The organism is Kitasatospora sp. NPDC088160 (assembly GCF_044741445.1).
Classification (GTDB): domain Bacteria; phylum Actinomycetota; class Actinomycetes; order Streptomycetales; family Streptomycetaceae; genus Kitasatospora.
Genome location: NZ_JBIUSS010000014.1, coordinates 23,934 through 42,748, shown reverse-complemented (window position 1 = coordinate 42,748; position 18,815 = coordinate 23,934). Strand labels below are relative to the sequence as shown.

General features: G+C 73.4%; 20 protein-coding genes and 1 riboswitch. Of the genes, 5 read left to right on the top strand and 15 right to left on the bottom strand.

Translation table 11 applies throughout. The features are described from left to right. Window positions 1-55: 55 nt before the first annotated feature. Together ACIOGZ_RS22565 and ACIOGZ_RS22560 are read right to left on the bottom strand one after the other, a co-directional pair. The gene (locus tag ACIOGZ_RS22565; RefSeq protein WP_363581686.1) at window positions 56-1,669 is read right to left on the bottom strand and encodes an amidohydrolase; all 1,614 of its coding nucleotides are present in this window, start codon (window positions 1,667-1,669) and stop codon (window positions 56-58) included. Window positions 1,670-1,700: 31 nt separating this feature from the next. Next, a complete protein-coding gene (locus ACIOGZ_RS22560; RefSeq protein WP_350883567.1) occupies window positions 1,701-2,141 on the bottom strand; it encodes an Lrp/AsnC family transcriptional regulator in 441 nt (146 codons plus the stop codon). 229 nt (window positions 2,142-2,370) lie between these two features. Here ACIOGZ_RS22560 and ACIOGZ_RS22555 point away from each other — a divergent pair, with 229 nt between their 5' ends. Further along, window positions 2,371-2,841: a hypothetical protein gene (locus tag ACIOGZ_RS22555; protein ID WP_363581684.1), complete on the top strand. Its 471-nt coding sequence runs from the start codon at window positions 2,371-2,373 to the stop codon at window positions 2,839-2,841. Between the two features lie 127 nt (window positions 2,842-2,968). On the opposite strand, the gene ACIOGZ_RS22550 is transcribed toward ACIOGZ_RS22555, so the two are convergent. After that, window positions 2,969-4,132, bottom strand: coding sequence for an acyl-CoA dehydrogenase family protein (locus ACIOGZ_RS22550; protein ID WP_363628226.1), 1,164 nt, complete (start codon window positions 4,130-4,132; stop codon window positions 2,969-2,971). Window positions 4,133-4,341: 209 nt separating this feature from the next. On the opposite strand from ACIOGZ_RS22550, the gene ACIOGZ_RS22545 reads away from it, so the two are divergent. Beyond that, complete coding sequence (locus tag ACIOGZ_RS22545) at window positions 4,342-4,974, top strand: uridine kinase (protein WP_400803215.1); 633 nt, start codon at window positions 4,342-4,344, stop codon at window positions 4,972-4,974. 407 nt (window positions 4,975-5,381) lie between these two features. Next, on the top strand, window positions 5,382-7,331 hold the full coding sequence (locus tag ACIOGZ_RS22540) for an AAA family ATPase (protein ID WP_400987064.1): 1,950 nt from the start codon (window positions 5,382-5,384) through the stop codon (window positions 7,329-7,331). Window positions 7,332-7,358: 27 nt separating this feature from the next. Here the strand turns inward: ACIOGZ_RS22540 and ACIOGZ_RS22535 are convergent, their stop codons facing one another. The 11 genes from ACIOGZ_RS22535 to ACIOGZ_RS22485 all read right to left on the bottom strand — a co-directional run bounded on the left by ACIOGZ_RS22535 (window position 7,359) and on the right by ACIOGZ_RS22485 (window position 16,926). Then, entirely contained in the window at window positions 7,359-8,345 is a 987-nt protein-coding gene (locus ACIOGZ_RS22535) for an NAD-dependent epimerase/dehydratase family protein (RefSeq protein ID WP_400986946.1), read from the bottom strand. 98 nt (window positions 8,346-8,443) lie between these two features. After that, window positions 8,444-9,490 carry a hemolysin family protein gene (locus tag ACIOGZ_RS22530; protein ID WP_363581678.1) on the bottom strand — a complete coding sequence of 349 codons (1,047 nt, stop codon included), beginning with the start codon at window positions 9,488-9,490 and terminating at the stop codon, window positions 8,444-8,446. Further along, the gene (locus ACIOGZ_RS22525) at window positions 9,487-10,830 is read right to left on the bottom strand and encodes a hemolysin family protein (protein WP_363581676.1); all 1,344 of its coding nucleotides are present in this window, start codon (window positions 10,828-10,830) and stop codon (window positions 9,487-9,489) included. Before ACIOGZ_RS22525 ends, ACIOGZ_RS22530 begins: the two co-directional genes overlap by 4 nt. 281 nt (window positions 10,831-11,111) lie before the next feature. Further along, window positions 11,112-11,552: a PH domain-containing protein gene (locus tag ACIOGZ_RS22520; RefSeq protein WP_350883553.1), complete on the bottom strand. Its 441-nt coding sequence runs from the start codon at window positions 11,550-11,552 to the stop codon at window positions 11,112-11,114. A gap of 164 nt (window positions 11,553-11,716) precedes the next feature. Further along, window positions 11,717-12,565 carry an ATP phosphoribosyltransferase gene (hisG, locus tag ACIOGZ_RS22515; RefSeq protein ID WP_350883551.1) on the bottom strand — a complete coding sequence of 283 codons (849 nt, stop codon included), beginning with the start codon at window positions 12,563-12,565 and terminating at the stop codon, window positions 11,717-11,719. 45 nt (window positions 12,566-12,610) lie between these two features. Next, window positions 12,611-12,883, bottom strand: a complete 273-nt coding sequence (locus ACIOGZ_RS22510; RefSeq protein ID WP_363581674.1) for a phosphoribosyl-ATP diphosphatase — start codon at window positions 12,881-12,883, stop codon at window positions 12,611-12,613. A 100-nt stretch (window positions 12,884-12,983) separates the two neighbouring features. After that, on the bottom strand, window positions 12,984-13,457 hold the full coding sequence (ribH, locus tag ACIOGZ_RS22505; protein ID WP_363581672.1) for a 6,7-dimethyl-8-ribityllumazine synthase: 474 nt from the start codon (window positions 13,455-13,457) through the stop codon (window positions 12,984-12,986). Window positions 13,458-13,517: 60 nt separating this feature from the next. Beyond that, window positions 13,518-14,795, bottom strand: a complete 1,278-nt coding sequence (locus tag ACIOGZ_RS22500; RefSeq protein WP_363623617.1) for a bifunctional 3,4-dihydroxy-2-butanone-4-phosphate synthase/GTP cyclohydrolase II — start codon at window positions 14,793-14,795, stop codon at window positions 13,518-13,520. After that, entirely contained in the window at window positions 14,792-15,379 is a 588-nt protein-coding gene (locus tag ACIOGZ_RS22495; RefSeq protein ID WP_363628420.1) for a nicotinamide mononucleotide transporter family protein, read from the bottom strand. The genes ACIOGZ_RS22500 and ACIOGZ_RS22495 overlap by 4 nt, the downstream gene beginning before the upstream one ends. A gap of 56 nt (window positions 15,380-15,435) precedes the next feature. Further along, window positions 15,436-16,098: a riboflavin synthase gene (locus tag ACIOGZ_RS22490; RefSeq protein ID WP_063346476.1), complete on the bottom strand. Its 663-nt coding sequence runs from the start codon at window positions 16,096-16,098 to the stop codon at window positions 15,436-15,438. Between the two features lie 208 nt (window positions 16,099-16,306). After that, a riboswitch (FMN riboswitch) is annotated at window positions 16,307-16,434 on the bottom strand. 177 nt (window positions 16,435-16,611) lie between these two features. Next, on the bottom strand, window positions 16,612-16,926 hold the full coding sequence (locus ACIOGZ_RS22485; protein WP_159398348.1) for an antibiotic biosynthesis monooxygenase: 315 nt from the start codon (window positions 16,924-16,926) through the stop codon (window positions 16,612-16,614). Window positions 16,927-17,091: 165 nt separating this feature from the next. On the opposite strand from ACIOGZ_RS22485, the gene ACIOGZ_RS22480 reads away from it, so the two are divergent. Next, window positions 17,092-17,763, top strand: coding sequence for an MSMEG_1061 family FMN-dependent PPOX-type flavoprotein (locus tag ACIOGZ_RS22480; RefSeq protein ID WP_363628220.1), 672 nt, complete (start codon window positions 17,092-17,094; stop codon window positions 17,761-17,763). A gap of 138 nt (window positions 17,764-17,901) precedes the next feature. Here ACIOGZ_RS22480 and ACIOGZ_RS22475 read toward each other — a convergent pair whose 3' ends face one another. Further along, a complete protein-coding gene (locus tag ACIOGZ_RS22475) occupies window positions 17,902-18,090 on the bottom strand; it encodes a DUF1508 domain-containing protein (RefSeq protein WP_063346479.1) in 189 nt (62 codons plus the stop codon). A 166-nt stretch (window positions 18,091-18,256) separates the two neighbouring features. On the opposite strand from ACIOGZ_RS22475, the gene ACIOGZ_RS22470 reads away from it, so the two are divergent. Further along, window positions 18,257-18,670 (top strand): HIT family protein, encoded by a 414-nt coding sequence (locus ACIOGZ_RS22470; protein WP_363581666.1) that lies wholly within the window; start codon window positions 18,257-18,259, stop codon window positions 18,668-18,670. Window positions 18,671-18,815: the final 145 nt, after the last annotated feature.

Here is an 18,815-nt window from a genome sequence, read left to right as displayed (position 1 = left end):
GACCCACGGCCGCCGGGCCGCCGCTTCCGCCGGGTTCACGCGGGTCTGCTCGGCTCTACTCGGCGGCCCGGTGGACGGTGCGGCCGCGGACGACGGTGCGCAGGCAGGCCGGCAGCGGGTGGCCGGGGGTGAGGTCGGGCAGGCCCGGGGTGCCGGAGCGCGGGTCGGTGGACCAGCCCGCCACCCGGGAGTCCGGGGCCTGGACGACCAGTTCGTCGGCGGCCCAGATCGCGTAGCTGGCGACGGCGCCGGGCACGAGCACGCCGTCCTGGTCGCGGCCGATCGCGCGCCAGCCGCCGCGGGTGTGCGCGGTGAAGGCCGCGCGGACGGAGATCCGGTGGTCCAGGGTCTGGTGGAAGGCGGCCGCGCGGACGGTGCCCCAGGGGTCGAGCGGGGTGACCGGGGCGTCCGAGCCGAAGGCCAGCGGCACACCGGCCCGCAGCAGGGCGGCGAAGGGGTTGAGCGCGGCGGCCCGCTCGGCGCCGAGGCGCTGGACGTACATGCCGTCCGGGCCGCCCCAGGCGGCGTCGAAGGCGGGCTGGACGGAGGCGGTGAGGCCGAGCTCGGCGAAGACGGCGACGGACTCGTCGTCCAGCGCCTCGGCGTGCTCGACGCGGTGGCGCAGCGCCTTGACCCGCCCGGCGCCGACCCGCTCCCCGGCCGCCCGGACGCCGTCCAGGACGGCGGCCACGGCCGCGTCGCCGATGGCGTGGAAGCCGGCCTGGAGCCCGGCCTCGGTGCAGGCGGCGACGTGGTCGGCGACCTGCTCGGCGGTCAGGTAGGCGGTGCCGGTGTGCTCGGCGTCGGCGTAGGGGGTGTGCAGGCAGGCGGTGTGCGAGCCCAGCGCGCCATCCGCGAAGAGGTCGCCGCCGGCGCCCACCGCGCCGAGTCGGCGGGCCGTCTCGACGCCGCCCAACTCACCCCAGTAGCCGAAGACCTCGGGGCCTTCACCCTCGGCCGCGAGGGCCAGCAGGGCGGCCAGGTCGGCCTCGGAGGAGATCTCCGGGCCGGCGCACTCGTGCAGCGCGCCGATGCCGAGTTCGGCGGCGCGGGCGAGGGTGGCGCGCTGGGCGCGGCCGCGCTGCTCGGGGGTGAGGTGGGCGAGCGCGGTCCGCCGGACGGCGTGGTGGGCGTCCTTGGTGAGCGGGCCGTCCGCGGTGTGGCCGGGGCTCTCGGCCAGGCCGGGGGCGAGGGTGCGCAGCGCGGTGGTGGCGAGCGCGGAGTGCACGTCGGTGCGGGAGAGGTAGAGCGCGGCGCCGCGGGCGGCGGCGTCGAGTTCGGCGAGCGTGGGCGGGCGGCCCTCGGGCCAGCCGGTCTCGTCCCAGCCGTGGCCGATGAGCACCCCGCCGGGCTCGGGCCGGGCGTCGACGAAGGCGGTGACGGCGGCGAGGGCGTCGGCCAGCGAGGGGCTGCCGGTGAGGTCGAGGCCGGTGAGCGCCAGGCCGGTGGCGGTGGCGTGCACGTGGGCGTCGACGAAGGCGGGGGTGACCAGGGCGCCGTCCAGGTCGACGATCTCGTCGGCGGTGGCGGCGTACGCCTCGGCGGCGCCGTCGCTGCCGACCCAGGCGATGTGCTCGCCCTCGACGAGCATCGCGGTGGCGAAGGGGTCGGCGGGGCTGTAGACGGCGCCGCCGCGCAGCAGGACGGTCCGGGAAGTGCGTTCGGTCATGCCGCTAAGTCTGCACCTGCGGGGTTCGTCCTCAGAGCCTCGGGGGTCGCGCCTCGTAGGGGGTGGAGAGGACGACGGTGGTGCGGGTGGAGACGCCGGCGGCGCTGCGGATGCGGGCGAGCAAGTCCTCCAGGTCGCCGGGGGCGCCGACGCGCACCTTGAGGATGTAGTTCTCGTCGCCGGCGACGCTGTGGCAGGCCTCGATCTCGGGCAGGCCGGCCAGCCGTTCGGGGGTGTCGTCCGGGGCGCTGGGGTCGAAGGGCTTGACCGAGATGAACGCGGTGAGTGCCAGGTCGACGGCGTCGGGGTCGATGATCGCGGTGTAGCCGCGGATCACCCCGCGCTGTTCGAGGCGGCGCACCCGCTGGTGCACCGCCGAGGTGGACAGGCCGGTGGCCTTGCCCAGGTCCGTGTAGCTCATCCGGCCGTCCTCTAGGAGCAGCTGGACGATGCGTTGGTCGAGATCCTCCACAGTGCGCAAACCTACCCGGTCGGGGGCACGGGGGGCGCACGCGGTGTCACATCGGGTGCCCGCAGGTGTCACGCGGGCAAATGCCAGGCGAATGTGGCAGTGGATGTGGCCAAGGACACACCCGGTGCATCACGGTGCACCGGACCGCAGGGTTATGAGCCCGAATCGAAGGGAAGTGCTGGTTGTGGCCCCGGGCGACCACGCCGGGCCCGATCCGAGGGGGATCCTCATGCCGACTGACCAGCGTGCCCTGGGCGCCGACGAGACCGACGATACGACCGGCCGCGACGACCTCGCGGTCGATCACGGCCACGTCCCGGGCATCGACCCGGGCGAGGCCGAGACCTGGGACATCTTCCGGGTGCACTGCCCCGAGTGCCGCCGCCCGATCGCCCTGGTGGCCGACGAGGAGCGGCTGCCGCAGCACGCGCTGCTGCCGACCGCCTGGAACCCCTTCACCCCCGCGCTGTGCCCGGGTTCGGGCACGCCGACCGACGACCTCGCCGAGGTGGAGACCCCGGAGGACGCCCAACCCGCCGGACTCGACGCGCTGTTCAGGCTCCCCACCGAACTCGACTGGCGCACCCAGCCGTTCTCGCACGCGGTGGCGCACCGGCCGACGCGGACCGCCGTCGTCGCCCCGGCCGTCCCGGTCATCTCGGCCATCCCCGAGCAGCGCCGCCGCCTCGTCCGGCGCTGATCCGTCGGCCCGCGCGGGCGGGTTGCTGATCCGCCCGCCCGCGCAGGCGGGTTGACGCAGGATCGAAGACGCCTCCGGCCGTCACTCCGCACCCTGGAGTGACGGCCGGAGGCCGTTTGTGGGGGGCTCAGCCCTTGGTGAGGTGACGGCCGATCACCAGGCGCTGGATCTGGTTGGTGCCCTCGACGATCTGCAGCACCTTCGCCTCGCGCATGTAGCGCTCGGCCGGGAAGTCCTGCGTGTAGCCGTAGCCGCCGAGCACCTGGACCGCGTCGGTGGTCACCCGCATCACGGCGTCGGTGCAGAACAGCTTGGCCATCGCCGCCTCCTTGGAGAACGGCAGGCCCGCGTCCCGCAGCCGGGCGGCGGACAGGTAGAGCGCCCGCCCGGCCTCGATCTGGGTGGCCATGTCGGCGAGCATGAAGGACAGGCCCTGGAACTCGGCGATCGGGCGGCCGAACTGACGGCGGGTGCGCGCGTAGTCGACCGCGAGGTCGAGCGCGGCCTGGGCGACGCCGACCGCGCAGGCGGCGATGCCGAGGCGGCCGGAGTCCAGTGCGGCGAGCGCGATCTGGAAGCCCTGGCCCTCCTCGCCGATCAGCCGGTCGCGGGAGACCCGGGCGCCGTCGAAGTGCAGTTGCGCGGTCGGCGAGGAGCGCATGCCCATCTTGTGCTCCGGCGGGGCGGCCGACAGGCCCTGTGCGTCGCCCGGGACGAGCAGGCAGCTGATGCCCTTGGAGCCCTCGCCGCCGGTGCGCACCAGGGCGCTGTAGAAGTCCGCCCGGCCGCCGTGGGTGATCCACGCCTTGGTGCCGTTCACCACGTACGCGTCGCCGTCGAGGTCGGCGCGGGTGCGCAGCGCGGCCGCGTCCGAACCGGACTGCGGTTCGGAGAGGCAGTAGGCGCCGAGCTGCTCGCCGGAGAGCATTCCGGGCAGCCACCGGCCGCGCTGCTCCTCGGTGCCGAAGCCGGCCAGCGCGTGGCAGGAGAGGGTGTGCACGCTCACCCCGAGGCCGACGGCCAGCCAGCCGGACGCCAGCTCCTCCAGCACCTGCAGGTACACCTCGTAGGGCTGCCCGCCGCCGCCGTACTTCTCGTCGTAGGGGAGGGAGAGCAGGCCGGCCTCGCCGAGGGTGCGGAAGACCTCCCGCGGGAAGCGGCCGGCGGCCTCGTCCTCGGCCGCGCGGGGCTGCAGCTCGCGCTGGACCAGGTCCCGGGTGAGGCTCAGCAGCTCGTGGGCCTCCTCGCTGGGCAGCTGGCGCTCCACGGCTTTCACTGGGGACGGGGTCATGGCGGCGGTCGCCTCCTCGATCGGGCACCGGAGCGTGGTGTGGCTGGTCCGGCGCGGGTGTGGCAGGTCGGCCCGACCGGCACCGGATTACGGTGAACGGCCGTTCACAGGCATGGCGATGCGAGTATGCCGGAAACCCGCGCCGCCGTCACGATCACCCAGGAGTAACTGGACGGACTGGTGGGCTACGGCACCGTAGGGTTGCCGTTGTGGCTGCTTCCCGACCCCTCTTCCCCGCCCTTCCACCCGTTCCCGGCGACGCGGTGGCCTCGCTCGCGGCGGAGCTGCGCGCACTGCCGCCCTCCTGCGGGCCGGTGCGGCTGGTCGCGGTGGACGGGCACGCGGGCTCGGGCAAGACGACCTTCGCCGGGCGGCTGGCGGCGGCGCTCGGCGGGGCGCCGGTGGTCCACCTCGACGACCTGGCCACCCACGCCGAGCCCTTCGGCTGGACCGGGCGGCTGCGCGAACAGGTGCTGGAGCCGCTGGCGGCCGGCCGGGACGGCGCGTACCGGGTGTACGACTGGACGCTGCGCCGCTTCGCGGGCACGGCCGCGGTGCCGGTCGCCCCGGTGGTGCTGGTGGAGGGCGTCGGCGCCGGACGGCGGGCGGTGCGGCCGTGGCTGGCCCGGGTGATCTGGCTGGAGTTGGACGCCGCCTCGGCCCGGCGGCGCGGCGAGCAGCGGGACGGGCCGGATCTGGCCGAGTTCTGGGCCGGCTGGGCCCGGGCCGAATCGGCGCATTTCGCCGCGGATCCGAGCCGTCCGTTCGCCGGGACGCGGGTCGACGGGGTGACCGGACGAATCACGCCGGGCACCGTGGGTGAACCTTCAACAAGCCCTTGACCTGCGCTGTCGCCAGGATTTAGGTTCTCCTCAGCCGCCGGAACGGGATGTTCCGGCCGCCTCGGACCCGGCGTCCCCGGCTTGTTCCCCCGTGAGCCGGGGGCGCCGTCCGGTCCTTTCCGAATCGCGCTCCCCCACCCCCGGTCCAGGCCCCCACCCGCTCAACGACCGCTCACACGATCGCATTTGACTCCGTGGGCGCCCTTCCGGATCAGCGCCACGCCGGTACGATTCCTCGCAGGCGCAGATGCGCCCGGGGGCTTTCGACCACCGGCCCGGCTGCACGCAGGCGACCTGCCACCGAGCCCCGGGCCAAGCCGCGGGGGGCGTGAGTGACGACGGTGGACAGTTCGGACAGCAACGCGGGCGGCCCGGACCGGCTCGCCGAACGCGCGTGGCTGCGTGCCATGGACGCGTACACGGCGGGCGCGTACGCCCGTGCCGAGGAGGAGTTCCGCGCGGCCGTCCGGCTGGACCCGGGCATGGCCGACGCCTGGCTCGGCCTGCACGCGCTGCGCAGCGACACCTCGGCGGCGCTGCTGGCCATGTACCGCAACCAGAAGCGGTTCGGCGAGCAGCGGCGGCGCCACCGCCGCCCGCTCAGTTCCTGGTACTGGCTGGGCTGGTGGGTGCAGCCCGTCCTGGAGGACGCCCGCGACCTGGCTCTGGCGCACGCCTCGCACTGGCTGGACGGCCGCCACCTGGCCGAGCTGGACCGGGCGCTGGAACAGTGCCCGGCGCCCAGCGAGGACCCGTCCGCCCAGTTCCTGTACGCCTGCCGGTCCTATCTGCTCAAGGACTGGGAGCAGTTGATCCGGGACACCGACCGGCTGCTGGACGACCCACTGCTCGGCATCGAGGCCGGGCTGTTCGCCGGCATGGCACGGGTCCGGCTGGACATGTGCGCCCAGGCGCAGGCGCCGCTGGCCGCCTCGCTGGCCCGCTGCCGCTCCGAGCAGCCCCAGCGCAAGGAGCTGCGGTACTGGCTGGCCCGGGCGTACGAGGGGGCCGGGCGCAGTGCGGCCGCGCTGCCGCTCTACCGGGCGGTGCACCGGGCCGATCCGGTGTTCATGGACACCGCCGCGCGGCTGGCCGCGATCGCGGCGGAGGACGGGTTGGCGGACGACCTGCCGGACGCCCTGCTGGACGGCGGCCTGCCGGCGGGCGGGCGGTCGGCCGGGTACGAGGACACCGCGCCGGACGAGACGGACGAGACGGACTCCCAGGACGGGGCCGGGTACGCCACGGCGGGGGGCTTCGGCGACGCGGCCCCCGGGTTCACCGAGGGCGCCGGGTACACCGGCGGGGTCGGATTCGTCGAGGGCGTCGGGTTCCTCACGGGGCCCGGCCCGGGCGACGCCTCCACGGCGGACCCCGCGCCGCAGGCGGCCGGCGAGCGGTCGGGTTCGCCGGGCGGCTCCGCCACCCCGCTGCCGATGCCGGTCCGCACCGAGGGCCAGCCCCGCACCGCTCCACTGCCCGCCACCCAACCAGTCGACGACGAGCGCGAGTTGGACGCGGCGCTGGCGGAGCTCTCGCTGATGGTGGGCCTGGAGCCGGTCAAGCGCCAGGTGCGGGCGCTGTCGGCGCAGCTGCGGATGTCCAGACTCCGGGCCGCGCAGGGCCTGCCGGTCCAGCCGCCCAAGCGCCACTTCGTCTTCTCCGGCCCCTCCGGCACCGGCAAGACCACCGTGGCCCGGATCCTCGGCCGGGTCTTCCACGCCCTCGGGCTGCTCTCCGGCGACCACCTGGTGGAGGCCCAACGGGCCGACCTGGTCGGCGAGTTCCTCGGCCAGACCGCGGTCAAGGCGAACGAGCTGATCGATTCGGCGCTGGACGGCGTGCTGTTCATCGACGAGGCGTACAGCCTCTCCAACTCCGGCTACACCAAGGGCGACGCCTACGGCGACGAGGCCCTACAGGTGCTGCTGAAACGCGCCGAGGACAACCGCGACCGCCTGGTGGTGATCCTGGCCGGCTACCCCGAGGGCATGAACCGGCTGCTCGCCACCAACCCCGGCCTCAACTCCCGCTTCACCACCCGGGTCGACTTCCCCAGCTACCGCCCGAACGAGCTGACCGCGATCGGCGCCGCGCTGGCCGGCCGGGACGGCGACGGCTGGGACGAGGACGCGGCCGAGGAACTGGCCAGCATCTGCGCCCACGTGGTCCGCGAGGGCTGGATCGACGAACTCGGGAACGGCCGGTTCATCCGCACCCTGTACGAGAAGTCCTGCGCCTACCGGGACCTGCGGCTCTCACTGCTGCGCGAGCCGCCGGGCCGGGAGGACCTGGCGACCCTGCGCCTGCCCGACCTCGTCCAGGCCTACGGGGAGCTGATCGACGGCCGCGGCTGAGACCAGCTCCCCGGGATCGCGCCGGGATCAGCCCCGGAGCAGCTCGGCCTCGCGCTCGGGGTCGAGTCCGACCTTCGGCCGGTCGGCGCGCTGCGGGGCGACGCCGCCGATCGACCGCAGCCAGGCCCAGGTGTCCTCGACCGTCTCGCCCACCGGCCGGCAGCGCAGCCCGGCGGCGACCGCCCGGTCCACGGACGCGCCGTGCAGGAAGTCGTTCAGCTCGCCGGGCGCCAGCCAGATCGGCAGCTCCGTCCAGGGCTCGACGCCGGCCGCCAGGATGCGCTCGGGGTCGGTCCAGCGCAGGTCCGCGTCCGAGCCGGTGACCCGCACGCAGGCCTCCAGCAGCTCGCCCGTCGTGGTGTGGCCCGCCGGGCTGACCACGTTGCACGCGCCGCCGAGCCGGGCCACCGATGCCTCCAGGAGCCAGCCCGCGAGGTCGCGGACGTCGATGTACTGCAGCGGCAGGTCGTACGGGCCGGGGGCGAGCACCGGGCCGCCCCGGGCGATCCGGTTCAGCCACCAGGGCAGCCGGCCGATGTTCTCGTGCGGGCCGAGAATCAGCCCGGCCCGGGCGAGCAGGGCGCGCCCGCCGAACTCCGCCTCCAGGGCCAGTTCGGCCCCGCGCTTGGCCTCGGCGTAGGGCACCTCGCCCTCCGCGTCCGGGGACGACTCGACCACCTTCGCCGACTCGTCCGCCCCGCGCGCCAGCGGGTAGTCGTACACCGACCGGCTGGAGACGTACGCGTAGTGGCCGACCCGGCCGGCCAGCAGCCGGGCGCTGTCGCGCACCGCCGTCGGGGCTCCGGACCAGGTGTCCACCACCGCGTCCCACTCCCCCGTGGCCAGCGCCGCGAGCCCGCCCTCGGCGGTGCGGTCGCCCAGCAGTGCGGTCACGCCCGCGGGCGCGGGCTGCGTACCCCGGTTGAGGGCCGTCACCTCCCATCCCCTGACCAGCGCATCCTCGGCGACGACCCGTCCGACGAAATTCGTTCCACCCAGCAGGAGAAGCCTCATGCCGACCACCCTGCGCCCAGGGTGGTCGGCATGGGAACGGCTGAACGCTGAGAGCAGAATCGCCCGCGGCGGACACGCCGTCAGCGAAAGGGGGAACCTCAGGCGGCGGAGCGGTGGTCCGGGTCGTGCATCTCGCCGACCAGCTCCTCCAGCACGTCCTCCAGCATGACCACACCGAGCGTGCGGCCGTCCTGGTCCAGCACGGCGGCCAGGTGGCAGGTCGCCCGGCGCATCGCGCCGAGCGCGTCGTCCAGCGGGAGGCTGCCGCGCAGCACCGTGATCGGACGCCACAGCCGGGCCGGGACGGGCGCGGACGGGTCCTCCACGTCGAGGATGTCCTTGAGGTGCAGGTAGCCCAGGTAGCCGTGGCCGGCCGGGTCGCCGTCGGTGACCGGGAAGCGCGAGAAGCCGGTGCGCAGGGCGAGTTCCTCGACCTCCGCGGCGGTCACCTTGGTGTCCACGGTGACGAGTTGCTCGGGCTTGAGCAGCACCTCGGTGACCGGGCGGTGGCCCAGCTCCAGGGCGTCCTCCAGACGCTCCTGACGGCCCTCGTCGAGCAGGCCGGCGTCCCGGGAGTCGACCAGCAGGTACATCAGCTGCTCGGTGGTGAACACCGACTCGACCTCGTCCTTGGGCTCGACCCGGAACAGCCGCAGCACACCGTTGGCGATGGCGTTCAGCAGGCTGATCACCGGGGCCAGCCAGCGGGCCAGCCGGTCCAGCGGCGGGCCGAGCCAGAGCGCGGCCTTCTCCGGGCCCGCCATGGCCATGTTCTTGGGGACCATCTCGCCCATCACCATGTGCAGGAAGACCACGACGGCCAACGAGATGCCGTACGAGAGCGGGTGCATCAGACCGGACGGGACGCCGATCACGTGGAACGGGCCCTCCAGCAGACTGGCGATGGTCGGCTCGGCCAGGGCGCCGAGGCCCAGCGAGCAGACGGTGATGCCGAGCTGGGCGGCGGCCAGCATCGCGGACACGTTGGACAGCGCGTGCAGCACGGTGCGGGCTCGCTTGTGGCCGGCCTCGGCGAGCGGTTCGATCTGGCTGCGGCGCACCGAGACGACGGCGAACTCGGCGCCGACGAAGAAGGCGTTCCCGAGCAGGAGCAGGACGGCGACGGCCAGTTGGAGCGCGGTCATCGGGCGTTCTCCTGGTCGTCTCCGAACGAGGCCGGCGCGCTGGTGCGCTCGACCCGGACCTGGCTGGTGCGGTGCCGGTCGACACCCGTCACGGTGAAGCGCCAGCCCGGCAGCTCCGCCTGCTCGCCGACCTCGGGCAGCTTGCCGAGCAGGTCGGCGACCAGGCCGGCCAGCGTCTCGTACGGGCCGTCCGGGGCGATCAGGCCGATCGCCTCCAGTTGGTCGATCCGGGCGCGGCCCTCGGCCTCCCAGGCCGGCAGGCCGTCCACCGGGGGCAGCGGGAGCAGCTCGGGGCGGTCGGCGGGGTCGTGCTCGTCCTGCACCTCGCCGACGATCTCCTCGACGATGTCCTCGACGGTGACGACACCGGCGGTGCCGCCGTACTCGTCGACCACGATGGCCATCGGCTGGAGGCGGCGCAGCTGGTCGAGCAGCCGCTCGGCGGGCAGGGTCTCGGGCACCAGCAGCGGCGGCGAGGTGAGCTCGCTCACCCGGACCAGGCCGCGCCGGGCGGCCGGGACGGCGAGGGCGTCCTTGAGGGTCACGATGCCGGTGACCTCGTCCAGGCTGTGGGTGTACACCGGGAAGCGGGACAGGCCGGTGGCCCGGGTCAGGTTGATCACGTCGGAGGCGGTGGCGTCGCCCTGGAGGGAGGCGACGTCGATCCGCGGGGTCATCACGGACTCGGCGGTCAGCTCGCCCAGGCCCAGGGTGCGGACGAACAGGGTCGCCGACTCCTCGTCTATCGCGCCGGCCTTGGCCGAGTGGCGGGCCAGCGAGACCAGTTCGGCCGGGGTCCGGGCGTGGTCCAGCTCCTCCTGCGGCTCGACGCCGAAGGCGCGGACCGTCCGGTCGGCCGCCCCGTTGAGGAAGCTGATCAGCGGGCGGCAGGCGAAGGAGAAGGCCATGTGCGGGGCGGCGACCGCGCGGGCCACCTGGAGCGGGCGGGAGATCGCCCAGTTCTTCGGGACCAGCTCGCCAATCACCATCTGCACCACGGTGGCGAGCACCATGCCGACGACCACGGCGACGCCGCGGGCGGCCGACTCGGGCACGCCGATCCCGGTCATGACGGGGCTGAGCAGGGTGGACAACGCCGGCTCGGCGAGCATGCCGACCACCAGCGAGGTGACGGTGATGCCGAGCTGGGCGCCGGAGAGTTCGAACGAGAGGTGCCGCAGGGCCCGGGAGACGCGGACGGACTTGGCGTCTCCGGCCTCGGCGGAGCGTTCGACAGCCCCGCGCTCGACGGTCACGAAGGCGAACTCGGCGGCCACGAACAGGCCGTTGGCGAGGATCAGCAGGAGGGCTGCGAGCAACAGCAGCCAGGCGGTGATCACAGTGCCGCCTGCCTTCCGCTGACAGGAAGGTGGGCGGCGCAGGTACTACCGGACGGATCGTCCATCGAGGGGGGAAGTCACTCCTCAAGTCGTCTTTCGGGCAGGACGGAAGTTTTGCCCTGCTTTTACCAGCGTAGACCATACCCGGACGATGGTAGGAAGAGTGTTCGGACCCGCCGGGCCGAGGATTCGCAGGCCCGGCGGGGACCGGAGGGGTGTCGGCGGGCCGGCGGTGCCGGTGTGGAACGGGCGGGCTCCGACCGGCGGCGGCGCTGCGGGGCTCAGGCCCCGGCGTGGTGCTCGACCAGGTCGCGCAGGGCGCGGGCGTGCGCGATCGCCTGGTCCTTGCCGACGCCGGACTGGATGCCGACCGCGGCGAGCGAGGTGCCGTCGGCCAGGTCGAGGGTGGCCCACGGGTCGCCCTGGCGGAAGTTGACCCGGACGATCTCGGCCCAGGTGAGCCGGCGGCTGCGGACGAAGTTGACCACCGTCACGCCCTGCGCGTCGGCGCTCACCCGGGGGCGGGCCAGCATCAGGCCCACGCACGCGAACAGCACGCCGCTGCCCGCCATCATGATCCGGTCGTTGAGCTGCCAGTTCTCCGGGAGCGCCACGGCCATCACGGCGAACAGCACCACCAGCAGCGCGCAGACCGGCAGCAGCACGGCGCGGGTGCGGCGCGGCGCCCAGGTGACGGGGAACTCGACGGGCGGCGTGGACACGTGGGGTCTCCGGTGGGGTGGTTCGGGGGAACGGTCGTTCCCGGGAACGACGGTTCCGGGCAGCGGGCGGATCCGGACGAAGGGCGGGGACGCCGGTCAGCGTCCCCGCCCCATTCAACCGTTCCTTACCCGCACCACGGCGGGCGAGGTCGCCGCCGCACCGGTCAGAGGCGGCAGGCGTGGATGTTGGTGACCAGGATGGCCCGGGCGCCGATGCCCCACAGGTCGTCCATGATCTGCTGGGCCTCCTTGCGGAGCACCATCGAGCGCACCGCCACCCAGCCCTCGGTGTGCAGCGGGGAGACGGTCGGCGACTCCAGGCCGGGGGTGAGCGCCACGGCGGCACCGACCTTCTCGGCGCGGATGTCGTAGTCCATCAGCACGTAGCGGCGGGCCACCAGCACGCCCTGGAGGCGGCGCAGGAACTGGTCCACCCGGGTGTCCTCGCCCGCGCCCTTGGGGCGGATCACCACGGCGTCCGAGATCAGGATCGGCTCGCCGAACACCTCCAGGCCGGCGTTGCGCAGGCTGGTGCCGGTCTCCACCACGTCGGCGATCACGTCGGCGACGCCCAGCTGCACCGCGGTCTCCACCGCGCCGTCCAGCTTGGTGACGGTCGCCTTCACGCCGTGGTCGGCGAGGTGCTGCTCGACCAGGCCGGTGTAGGAGGTTGCGATCCGCAGGCCCTCCAGGCCCTTGACGTCCTCGACGGCCACGCCTTCGGGGCGGGCGAAGCGGAAGGTCGACGCGGCGAAGCCGAGCGCGAGCACCTCTTCGGCGTTGGAGTGCGAGTCCAGCAGCAGATCGCGGCCGGTGATGCCGATGTCCAGGCGGCCGGAGCCGACGTAGACGGCGATGTCGCGCGGGCGCAGGAAGAAGAACTCGACCTCGTTGTTCGGGTCGACAAGGACGAGCTCCTTGGGGTCCTTCCGCTGGCGGTAGCCGGCCTCATGGAGCATCTCCGCCGCGGGACCCGAGAGAGAACCCTTGTTGGGGACGGCGATGCGCAGCATGGGAGGTTGGTTCCTTACCTGTGGGGAGGGGCGTGCGGTTCGGGTTTAGAGGTACTTGTAGACGTCGTCGAGCGTCAGCCCGCGGGCGATCATCATCACCTGAACGTGGTACAGGAGCTGTGAGATCTCCTCGGCGGTCTGCTCGTCCGACTGGAACTCGGCGGCCATCCAGACTTCGGCGGCCTCCTCGACGACCTTCTTGCCGATCGCATGGACGCCCTGCTGGGCGAGCTGCGCGGTACGGGAGGACGAGGGGTCGCCGGTGGCGGCCTTCTGCTGGAGCTCGGCGAAGAGCTCCTCGAATGTCTTCGAAGCCATGATGGGACTCACCTTACGGCGTGCGGGCTGACCGGCGGTAAACGGTCCCGGACCGTGGACAGTCCGTTGGACGTCCACGGTCCGGGTCTGGGCGGTGCGCTCAGAGCGCGGCGCGCAGCACCGCGGCGGTCGCGACGGCCGCGGTGACGGCCTCGTGGCCCTTGTCCTCCGCGGAGCCGGGCAGGCCGGCGCGGTCGAGTGCCTGCTCCTCGTTGTCGCAGGTCAGCACGCCGAAGCCGACCGGGACGCCGGTGTCGACGGTCACCTGGGTGAGGCCGGCGGTGGCCGCCTGGCAGACGTAGTCGAAGTGCGGGGTGCCGCCGCGGATCACCACGCCGAGGGCGACGACCGCGTCGTAGCCGTGGTCGGCGAGGCGCTTCGCGGCGACCGGCAGCTCGAAGGTGCCGGGGACGCGCAGCACGGTCGGCTCGGTGACGCCCAGTTCCTTGAGCGCCCGGTGGGCGCCGTCCAGCAGGCCGTTCATCACGACGTCGTGCCACTGGGCGGCGACGACGGCGACCTTGAGGTCGGCGGCGCCGTCGATGGTCAGCTCGGGGGCTCCGTGGCCGCTCATGTTCGTTCTTCCTGTCCGTCGTGGTGGTGCGTGGGGTGATGCGTGGGGCGTGGGGAGGGTTCAGGAGTCGAGGCCGGGCAGGTCGTGGCCCATCCGGTCGCGCTTGGTGCGCAGGTAGCGCAGGTTGTGCTCACCCGGCGCGATCTCGACCGCTTCGCGCCCCTTGACCTTGAGACCGTGCTCGGTGAGCGCGGTGAGCTTCTCCGGGTTGTTGGTGAGCAGGGTGAGCGAGCGGACGCCGAGGTCCACCAGCATCTGCGCCGCGATGCTGTAGTCGCGGGCGTCGGCCGGCAGGCCGAGGTCGAGGTTGGCGTCGACGGTGTCGCGCCCCTGCTCCTGGAGTTCGTAGGCGCGCAGCTTGTGGGCCAGGCCGATCCCCCGGCCCTCGTGGCCGCGCAGGTAGAGCACCACGCCGCGGCCGGACTCGGCGACCTTGTGCAGCGAGGCCTCCAGCTGGGGGCCGCAGTCGCAGCGCAGCGAGCCGAACACGTCGCCGGTCAGGCACTCGGAGTGGACCCGGACCACGACGTCCTCGCCCTCGGGCAGCCGGCCGTCCGCGCCGAGGCCGCCGGCCACCAGCGCGAGGTGCTCGACGCCGTCGATGGTTCCCTGGTAGCCGACGGCCGTGAACTCGCCGTGGACGGTGGGCAGGGCGGTCACGGCGGCCCGGTCGACGTGCAGTTCGGTGCGGCGACGGTAGGCGATCAGGTCCTCGATGGAGATGATCGCGAGGCCGTGCTCGCGGGCGAAGGCGACCAGCTCGGGCAGCCGGGCCATGGTGCCGTCGTCGTTGACCACCTCGGCGATCGCACCGGCCGGCGGCAGTCCGGCGAGCCGGGCCAGGTCGACGGCGGCCTCGGTGTGGCCGGGGCGCACCAGCACGCCGCCCTCGACCGCGCGCAGCGGGAACACGTGCCCGGGGCGGGTGAGGTCGCCGGGCTCGGTGCCGGGCGAGGACAGCAGCCGGACGGTGCGGGCGCGGTCGGCGGCGGAGATGCCGGTGTCGACCCCCTCCCGGGCGTCCACCGAGACGGTGTACGCGGTGCCCTTGCGGTCCTCGTTGACCTGGGTCATCGGCGGCAGCTTGAGCCGGTCCAGTTCCTCGCCGGTCAGCGGGGCGCAGATCACGCCGGAGCTGTAGCGGATGGTGAAGGCCATCAGCTCGGGGGTGGCGGCGGAGGCGGCGAAGACGATGTCGCCCTCGTTCTCGCGGTCCTCGTCGTCGACCACGATCACGGCGCGGCCGAGGGCGATGTCGGCGATCGCGCGCTCGACCGGGTCGAGGACGAGTTCGGGTGCCGCCTCGCGGTCGCGGTCGGCGGTGTGGTTCTCGGTCATACCGTGACTCCCTGCGGGACGGTGGCGGAGTTGACGCGCGGCTCACGACTGCTCAGCCACCAGGAGCGCAGGCCGAGCAGCACCAGGACGAAGTAGATCGAGTAGGTGAGGCCGGAGAAGGGGTAGCCGTTGTTGAAGGCGAGCGGGACGCCGACCACGTCGACGGCGATCCAGGCGAACCAGAACTCCAGCCAGCCACGGGCCTGGGCGACCATCGCGGCCAGCGTGCCGACGAAGATGTAGGCGTCCGACCAGGGGCTCCAGGACAGGCTGGGGTAGGCCGTGAACAGCCAGGCCAGCGCGACGGTGCCGGCCGCGGTGCCGACCACGAGCGCGGCCCGCTCGGGCCAGGTGGCGAAGCGGACGGCGATCGTGCCGGTGTCCCGGCGGCCCCGCCGCCACTGGGCCCAGCCCCAGCCGGCGGTGACGAGCACGATCAACTGCTTGCCGATCAGGCCGGGGACGTGGCCCCCGAGGTAGGCGGCGATCAGCACGGCGCCGGACAGGAGTTGGAGCGGCCAGCTCCAGACCGAGCGGCGCCAGCCGAAGGCCAGCCCGGCCAGGCCGAGCAGGTTGCCGAACATGTCGGCCCACTTCACGTGCTCGCCGAAGACGGTGAACGCTTCTCCGCTGAGCCAGTTCACTTGGACTCTCCGGCGATCGTCGGGGGAAGGGTGCGGGAGTCGAGCAGTCGCTCGACGTACTTGGCGAGCACGTCCACTTCGAGGTTGACGCTCTCGCCGACGGCCTTGGCGCCGAGCGAGGTCAGCGCGAGGGTCGTGGGGATGAGGCTGACGGTGAAGCTGTCCCGGGCGGCCTCCACCACGGTGAGGCTGACGCCGTCGACCGTGATCGAGCCCTTCTCCACCAGGTAGCGGGAGATGGTGCCGGGCAGCGAGAAGCGCAGCACCTCCCAGCGCAGGTCGCCGGCCGCGTCGCGCTCGCCGGGCTCGCGGCCCAACAGCGTGCCGGTGGCGTCGACATGGCCCTGGACGAGGTGGCCGCCGAGCCGGTCGCCGAGCGCCATGGCGCGCTCCAGGTTGACCCGGGAGCCGGGCTTCAACTCGCCGAGGCTGGAGCGGTGCAGCGTCTCGGCCATCACGTCGGCGCTGAACTCGCCCGTATCGGCCGCCAGTTGGTCCGGGCTGTCGACGACGGTCAGGCAGACGCCGTTGACCGCGATGGAGTCGCCGTGCCGCGCACCCGTACAGACCACCGGGCCGCGCAGGCGGATTCGCGAGGAGTCGCCGATCTCCTCGATCGACACGACCTCGCCGAGCTCTTCGATGATGCCGGTGAACACCCGGGTTCTCCTCGCGCTTGGGGGCGCGGACTCCGGGGCGGCATGGGAGATGACACGGACGGGCAACGGCGCGCGAGCCGACGGCACGACCCGTCGCCGGGATGCCGAGGCTGCCGGGAGATCGCTCGCCCGGCACGGGAGACACCTCTCCCGCCGTTCACCTGGCCGTGGTCCACCGGGGGACCACGGATACTGCTCTTCGTCCGCCCGCGCACGCCTCCCATCCGGACTTTAACCGTCGGTCCAGGAATTTCACCTGGTCAACCGGCCGCTGGCTGCGGACGGGTCGCGGACTGTAACCGCCGGTTCGGATTTTCACCGACCCCGGAGTGCGCTGAACGTCACTGCTGTTGGGGTCATTCTGCCATGGCGTGCGCAAGCCCAGGGAGAGCCTTCCGCTGTGGCCTGTTTCACGCGGATGCGGGGAATGTGCGGCCGGGTGGTAGGTGACGCCCACAACGTGGCGGGCGCGTACGGAAAGTGGCGGGCGCGTACGGAAAGTGGCGGGCGCGGTCAGAGCGTGGCGGGTGCGGCGATCGACGTGAAGTGGGTGACCACCGGCGGGTGCGCGAGGTAGCACAGCTCGCCCTCCGACCAGACCGGCCGGATCCGCCACATCGGCCCCGCGTACCCGCGCAGGGCCGCCTCGTCGCGCCAGCGGCTCACCACGAGCACCCGGTGTCCGTCCTCGGTCACCGAGCGCAGCAGTTCACCGCCCAGGCAACCGTCGGTCCGCCCGAGCTGCGGGATCACCTGGGTTGTCAGCAGCACACAGAATTCCTCGATGCGACCGGCCAGGACCTGCCCGGCCCAGATCCTCACGATCACGACCACCACCTCCGAGCGGAGCGCCTGGCCCCATTATCACGGTAAAACCGCTGGTGGGGAGGGGTGGCGGGGAAGCTTTACCGAGGACTGCACCGGCTGGCGGCCGGGGGCTCCGGGAAGGGGCTCGGCTAGATTTCCGGTATGACCAGCACACCGGAATCTGTCATGTCGTCAACCGCAGCTCCGAATGCGCCGGGCAGCCTGTTCGCCGCTCTCGGCGCAGGGGCGCTGACCGACCCGGCGCAGCTGCGCGAGATCTACGAGCAGCCCGGCGACCACGCGCGCCGCAAGCAGGTCGACCACCTGCACGAGGTCGCGCGGCGGCTGATCGCCTGCTCCTCGCTGGTGTTCGTGGCGAGCTCGGACGCCGCCGGGCGCTGCGACGTCTCCCCGCGCGGCGGGCCGGCCGGGGTGGTCTCCGTCCTCGACGAGCACACCCTGGCCATCCCGGACGCCACCGGCAACAAGCGGTTGGACACCCTGCACAACATCCTGGAGAACGGCCGGGTCGGGCTGCTCTTCGTCGTTCCGGGCCGGGACACCACGCTCCGGGTCAACGGGCGGGCCTGCGTCTCCACCGACCCGGAGCTGCTGCGGCAGCTGACCGCCGTCGGGAAGCCCCCGCGCAGCGCGATCGTGGTGGCCGTCGAGGAGGTGTACGCGCACTGCCCGAAGTCCTTCCTGCGCGGCTCGGCGTGGAAGCCGGAGAACTGGCTGGCCAAGGACGCGCAGCCGACCTCGGCCGAGATCACCCTCTCGCACCTGCGGGACGACTCGCTGACCATCGAGATGATCGAGCAGACCGAGCGGGAGGCGCTGCTCCACCGCTACGAGTGACGACCGCGGCGCGGGCGGCGCCATCCGCCACACGGCGTGCTGCCGCGTGGCGGGCGGCGCTCGATGCTCGGTGCTCGACGCTCGGTGCTCGGCACTCGGTGTCGGCACTCGGCGCTCGGTGCTCGGTGCTCGGCGTGCTCAGGCGGCCTTGGGCACGTCCACCACCGGCGCGTCGCTGGCCGCCCGCTGGACGGCCTCGACGCCCTTGTGGGCGGCCTCCTTGCTGGAGTAGCCCTGGCCGGTGGCGACGATCTCGCCGTTGCCCGCCTTGAGCCGGAACCGGTACTTGCCGCCGGCGTCCTCGTAGACCTCGAACTTGCCCGCCATCGGGCCACCTCCTCGTGCGGCGCACGGCGCGCCTCTGGTCGACCCCCTCCAGCACCGTGCGCCACCCGCCCCGGCGGCCGCACCCGCTCGAGGCCGGACGGGTGACGCCCCGCAACCGCGCGATCGCGGAGGTGCCGGGGCGGGCGCCGGTGGTTTGAATGGGCGGATGGACTGCGTCTTCTGTGCGGTGGTGGCGGGCGAGGAGCCCGCGCACCGGGTGCTGGACGACGAGGCGGCGGTGGCCTTCCTGGACCGGCGGCCGCTGTTCCCCGGCCACGTACTGGTCGTCCCGCGCACCCACCACCGCACCCTGGCGGACCTGCCGGCCGCCGACGTGGGGCCGTTCTTCCTCCAGGTGCAGCGGGTGGCCGCCGCGGTGGAGCGCGGATTGGGCGCGGCGGGCAGCTTCGTGGCGGCGAACAACCGGATCAGCCAGTCGGTGCCGCATCTGCACGTCCACGTGGTGCCGCGCAATCCGAAGGACGGGCTGCGCGGCTTCTTCTGGCCGCGGGGGAAGTACCCGGACGAGGCGGGGGCGGCGGAGGTCGCGGCCCGACTGCGCGCGGCGCTCGGCGACTGAGGGGGCTCGCGGGGGCTGAGGGCGACGCTCGGAGGCCGGGAGGGCCCGCGGGGGCGCCGGGGGGCGTGCGCACCGCATTTGCGAGCCGGTTTCACCCACTCTCTTGACAGGTATAGAACACTCCGCTTGAGTCGCCTTCACGGCC